Source organism: Streptococcus oralis (assembly GCF_964238205.1).
Taxonomy (GTDB): domain Bacteria; phylum Bacillota; class Bacilli; order Lactobacillales; family Streptococcaceae; genus Streptococcus; species Streptococcus oralis_CZ.
Genome location: NZ_CAXSLF010000009.1, coordinates 1 through 5104, shown reverse-complemented (window position 1 = coordinate 5104; position 5104 = coordinate 1). Strand labels below are relative to the sequence as shown.

7 protein-coding genes and 1 pseudogene are annotated in these 5104 nt (G+C 36.7%); all 8 read left to right on the top strand.

Going from position 1 to position 5104, the window contains the following annotated elements:
* On the top strand, positions 1-480 hold a 480-nt coding region (locus tag ACESOD_RS09730), incomplete at its 5' end, for an LPXTG cell wall anchor domain-containing protein (RefSeq protein ID WP_373095547.1).
* 239 nt (positions 481-719) lie between these two features.
* Positions 720-1106 (top strand): annotated as a pseudogene (tnpA, locus tag ACESOD_RS09725) (IS200/IS605 family transposase); the annotation flags it as partial.
* A gap of 1036 nt (positions 1107-2142) precedes the next feature.
* Positions 2143-2511, top strand: coding sequence for a hypothetical protein (locus ACESOD_RS09720; RefSeq protein ID WP_049525851.1), 369 nt, complete (start codon positions 2143-2145; stop codon positions 2509-2511).
* A 136-nt stretch (positions 2512-2647) separates the two neighbouring features.
* Positions 2648-3340 carry a phosphoglycerate mutase gene (locus ACESOD_RS09715; protein WP_045763384.1) on the top strand — a complete coding sequence of 231 codons (693 nt, stop codon included), beginning with the start codon at positions 2648-2650 and terminating at the stop codon, positions 3338-3340.
* Positions 3341-3513: 173 nt separating this feature from the next.
* Positions 3514-3666, top strand: coding sequence for a 50S ribosomal protein L33 (gene rpmG / locus ACESOD_RS09710; protein ID WP_001809375.1), 153 nt, complete (start codon positions 3514-3516; stop codon positions 3664-3666).
* A gap of 9 nt (positions 3667-3675) precedes the next feature.
* The gene (gene secE / locus ACESOD_RS09705) at positions 3676-3852 is read left to right on the top strand and encodes a preprotein translocase subunit SecE (RefSeq protein ID WP_001211016.1); all 177 of its coding nucleotides are present in this window, start codon (positions 3676-3678) and stop codon (positions 3850-3852) included.
* 57 nt (positions 3853-3909) lie between these two features.
* A complete protein-coding gene (gene nusG, locus ACESOD_RS09700) occupies positions 3910-4446 on the top strand; it encodes a transcription termination/antitermination protein NusG (RefSeq protein WP_373095542.1) in 537 nt (178 codons plus the stop codon).
* Positions 4447-4637: 191 nt separating this feature from the next.
* The gene (locus ACESOD_RS09695) at positions 4638-5102 is read left to right on the top strand and encodes a sigma-70 family RNA polymerase sigma factor (RefSeq protein ID WP_373095539.1); all 465 of its coding nucleotides are present in this window, start codon (positions 4638-4640) and stop codon (positions 5100-5102) included.
* The last annotated feature ends 2 nt before the right edge of the window (positions 5103-5104 follow it).

Genomic DNA, 5104 nt, shown 5'->3' with positions numbered 1-5104 from the left:
GCTAACCCAACAGCAAGCAAGGTAGAAGTAGGCAACGATGGTACAGCGACAGTAACCTTCCCAGATGGTTCAGTAGCGGTCTTGACACCAGAGAAGACAGTGAAAGAAGCTGATTCAAATGGCGTTAAGAACCCAGCAATCACCCCAGTAGTGAATCCATCAGCTCTTACAGATGCAGAAAAAGCTAAGGTAGCTGACGAAGTTAAGAAAGCTAACCCAACAGCAAGCAAGGTAGAAGTAGGCAACGATGGTACAGCGACAGTAACCTTCCCAGATGGTTCAGTAGCAGTCTTGACACCAGAGAAGACAGTGAAAAAAGCAACTAAAGAGTCATCTGCTAACCCAGCATCTAAGAAAGCTGGAGCGAAAGAATTGCCAAATACTGGTACAGAGCAATCTAACGCTTCAGTTGGTCTAGCACTACTTGCAGCAGCGACAGGTGGACTTCTCTTCGCAAAAAAACGCAAGGAAGAAAAGTAAATAAAAAGCTCAAATAAAGCAAAACTGAGAATGATTATTCTTTCAGACTGCTAGAAAAACCGTAAGAATTTCTTCTTACGGTTTTTTGATTATGTGACTATTAGTCCGTCTCGCTCCGTGAGGTGCGAGACAAATAAACCACCCGCTATGCGAGTGCGCGTCGAAGGTTATACCCAAAAAACTCCAAACGCGATACAATAAAGGTGTTCAAGCCAATTGTAAAGCGAAAGGAGAAAACCATGGCACAAAAGTCTCATAGTTTATCACACACAAAGTGGCACTATAAGTATCACATTGTGTTCACCCCTAAGTATAGACGAAAAGTCATCTATAATCAATATTGGAGTAGTTTAGGTGAAATATTTCATCGCTTGTGTAGTTATAAAGGTGTTGAAATTATTGAAGGACACTTGATGGCAGATCATGTACATATGTTGGTAAGTATTCCACCAAGGATAAGTGTTTCTAGTTTCATGGGTTATTTAAAGGCTAAAAGTGCACTCATGATGTTTGACAAACACGCCAACCTCAAGTACAAGTTTGGTAATCGACATTTCTGGGCGGAAGGTTATTATTTGAGTACAGTAGGGTTTAATGAAGTCACAATAAGGAAATATATTCAAGATTAAAGAAATTATCCAGTGGATGATTTCTTCACGAGTATGAAAATTTGAGAACGAGTACAGCATGATATAGCTCTAGATAAATTGAGTGTAAAAGAATATGAGGATCCCTTTAGGGATAGTGGTAAGTAATACTCACGCCTCTTTAAGAGGCAAGTGACGAGTCAAGAGCAATAGAGGTTGAACAACGTGAAAGCCAGCGTCTTTAGACGCTGGCTGGTAATTTGGGCTTATAGACCTGGTATGGTGGTTATGATTTCAAATACTCGTTTTACTATTTGAAGTCAGATAAATTAAATTTTTTTCTGATAACGATATCTCAGAAAAATTGCAGAATGAAGATTAGTCAACAATTTATTAATACTATAGTGGATTGAAATAAGATGTGAACAAAGAGATTAGGAAAGTCAAATTAATTTCTAAAAACGCTTTAGAATCCTTGTCGTACTATTCTAGGTTCAATCCACTGTAGTTGTATAGTTCTATCAGAAACGATCAAAAGCACTAAATTAAATCTGAGTAAGGCATAGAACAAGAAAACGGATATTTAACTCAGATAGTCTTACATAAGAGTGTAAACCGCCAAAATAGAAAATATAAACAGTTAGAAAATCTAGAAGATAATCGAGATTGAGAATGAAACTGACTTGTAACTAAAGTCAACCTCTAAAATAATAGGATAATCAAAAAAATAAATGATGAGTATAATCTAAACTAATAAATGGGGAATACTAACGATTAGCAACAAATCTAATGATAAATACTTCTCTACTAATTAGAAGTAAGTTATATATAGATTCTGATTTGAGTGGGTATATTTCACGAGGCTATGAAAAAATAAATGGATTACTTGAACGACTGGACATAATGTAAAATAACAAGTAAAAAAATAGAACTATTACACTTAAAATATCACTAGTTTGCTTCATATAGAGTTCCAGTAAAGGAATCATCAATTCCATACCAGACTGGTAAAAATTTTAAATAAAAACTAAAATATGGTAAAATAACGATTAAATAAAGTTTTTAGGAGACATTTATGAAGACAAAAACACTTGCACAAGTTGATGGAATTATTGGGATCATTGCAGGAGCTCTTTTGGCAATCTTACCAGTCGTTATCGTTATGATTGCGGCTATTTCTGAAAATGAAGATTTTGCGGGATTTGTTTTGGGAGTTGTTTTCCTTGTTTTTACTTTAGTAAAAATTGCAACTCTTATCCTAGGAATTCTCACTCTTGTCTACTATAAGGATGACAAGCGTATCTCACTTGCTCCGTCTATCTTGCTAATCGTTGGATCGGGAGTAGCATTGATTCCATTCTTGGGATGGATTGGTGGAATTATTCTCATCATTGGTGGAGCGCTATACTTGTCAAGCTTAAAACATTTCCAAATCGAAGGATAATTCTATACTAAAAGAGAAGAGACAAGAAGTCGCTTCTCTTTTTTGATTGATTTTGACTAGCTTTTTTGTGAAAAATTGTGTAAAATAGAATAGATAAACGAGGGAAACCTCGGAAAATAAAAGGAGTATCCATCAAATGGTAAAATTGGTTTTTGCTCGCCACGGTGAGTCTGAATGGAACAAAGCTAACCTCTTCACTGGTTGGGCTGATGTTGATTTGTCTGAAAAAGGAACACAACAAGCGATTGACGCTGGTAAATTGATCAAAGAAGCTGGTATCGAATTTGACCAAGCTTACACTTCAGTATTGAAACGTGCAATCAAAACAACTAACTTGGCTCTTGAAGCATCTGACCAATTGTGGGTTCCAGTTGAAAAATCATGGCGCTTGAACGAACGTCACTACGGTGGTTTGACTGGTAAAAACAAAGCTGAAGCAGCTGAACAATTTGGTGATGAACAAGTTCACATCTGGCGTCGTTCATACGATGTATTGCCTCCAGCAATGGATCGCGACGATGAGCACTCAGCTCACACTGATCGTCGTTACGCTTCACTTGACGACTCAGTTATCCCAGATGCTGAAAACTTGAAAGTGACTTTGGAACGTGCCCTTCCATTCTGGGAAGATAAAATCGCTCCAGCTCTTAAAGATGGTAAAAACGTATTCGTAGGAGCACACGGTAACTCAATCCGTGCTCTTGTAAAACACATCAAAGGTTTGTCAGACGACGAAATCATGGATGTAGAAATCCCTAACTTCCCACCATTGGTATTCGAATTTGACGAAAAATTGAACGTAGTTTCTGAATACTACCTTGGTAAATAAGAAACAAAAAGCCTAGGATGATTCCTAGGTTTTTTCAATTTCTAAATAATTCGGTACGATCTTGAAAGAAAGCCATATTTGATGATTTTAAAGTGAAAAATTTAAGAATTCAAAAAAGAATTTAACTTGTCAAAGCAGAGGATTCTTGTTATAATAGGTAAGATGGAGGCGTTATGGCACTTAAAAAAGCAAGTCTAGCCTGTGCGGTTTGTGGTTCTAGAAACTATTCAATCAAAATTAGTGGAAATCCAAAACCAACACGCTTAGAAGTAAATAAATTTTGTAAACACTGTGGCAAGTACACCACACACCGAGAAACGAGATAGGAGAAAACGATGCGTTTTATTAAGGACATTTTTAAACTTCTTAAAGAAACAACTTGGCCGACTCGCAAGGAAAGTTGGTTAGATTTTAAATCTATCATGGAATACACTGCTTTCTTTGTAGTGATGATTTATATTTTTGACCAATTGATTGTTAGCGGATTGATTCGTTTTATTAATATTTTTTAAAATAAGCTAAGAAAAAGATCTAGTCGCTGAAATTCTTCAGTTAGGAAAGGAAAAAACATGGATAGTTTTGATAAAGGATGGTTTGTGCTACAAACTTATTCTGGCTACGAAAATAAAGTAAAAGAAAATCTATTGCAACGTGCACAAACATACAATATGCTAGAAAATATTCTACGTGTTGAAATTCCTACACAAACAGTGCAAGTAGAAAAAAATGGAAAGAAAAAAGAAATCGAAGAAAATCGCTTTCCAGGGTATGTTCTTGTAGAAATGGTTATGACCGACGAAGCATGGTTTGTTGTGCGTAACACACCAAACGTAACAGGATTCGTAGGTTCACACGGAAATAGATCAAAACCAACTCCACTTTTGGAACAAGAAATTCGCGATATTTTAGTTTCTATGGGTCAAACTGTCCAAGGATTTGATATTGATGTTGAAGTTGGTCAAACTGTTCGTATTATTGACGGTGCTTTCGCAGATTACACAGGTAAGATCACAGAAATTGATAACAATAAAGTTAAGATGATTATCTCAATGTTTGGTAATGATACAGTTGCAGAAGTAAATCTTAACCAGATTGCTGAACTTTAATCGGACATTTCATCAATTAAAATTACAAAGTAAAGACAACCGTATAGAAAACAGTTGTCTTTTTTTACCCTCACTTGTCAGTATTCACAACTGCCATAACATTAGAGAGTAAAAACAGCACAAGACAGAAACCAAAACCCCTCTTTCCCCCTTTCTCTGCTTGTAGTATAGCAGAGAAAGGGGGAAAGCAAATGCTTGAGAAATATTATGCAAAGGTAAAAGGAATTGTTCATAAATGTAGAAAAGATTATTATCTCCACCTGTGGGAGAAAGAGGATTGGGACCAAGAGGGCATGATCTGTCTTTATGAACTGCTTGAGGTCCATCCAGAATTAGTGGAAGAGGAAAAGAAGCTCTACGTCTACTTCAAAACAAAATTTCGCAATCGAATCCTTGATAGTGTCAGAAAACAAGAGAGTCAAAAACGTCGTCTAGACCGGATGGCCTATGAAGAAGTAGGGGAGATTAGCCATCGCCTACCAGAAGGAGGATTGTGGTTGGATGATTACTACGCCCTTCATGAATTGTTGGATACTTATAGAAGAAAATTACCAGAAGATAAGCAAGAAGCTTATGAACGCCTCTGGGCAGACGAACGATTTAAAGGCCGCAAAGCCCTTCTCAGAGAGCTGAAGGAAACATTACAAGACTTCTAAAA

What these genes read in the sequence shown, in the direction of transcription:
- secE (WP_001211016.1), top strand. Translation starts at nt 3,676, where the DNA reads ATGCGTTTTATTAAGGACATTTTTAAACTTCTTAAAGAAACAACTTGG.
- rpmG (WP_001809375.1), top strand. Translation starts at nt 3,514, where the DNA reads ATGGCACTTAAAAAAGCAAGTCTAGCCTGTGCGGTTTGTGGTTCTAGA.
- nusG (WP_373095542.1), top strand. Translation starts at nt 3,910, where the DNA reads ATGGATAGTTTTGATAAAGGATGGTTTGTGCTACAAACTTATTCTGGC.
- ACESOD_RS09715 (WP_045763384.1), top strand. Translation starts at nt 2,648, where the DNA reads ATGGTAAAATTGGTTTTTGCTCGCCACGGTGAGTCTGAATGGAACAAA.
- ACESOD_RS09720 (WP_049525851.1), top strand. Translation starts at nt 2,143, where the DNA reads ATGAAGACAAAAACACTTGCACAAGTTGATGGAATTATTGGGATCATT.
- ACESOD_RS09695 (WP_373095539.1), top strand. Translation starts at nt 4,638, where the DNA reads ATGCTTGAGAAATATTATGCAAAGGTAAAAGGAATTGTTCATAAATGT.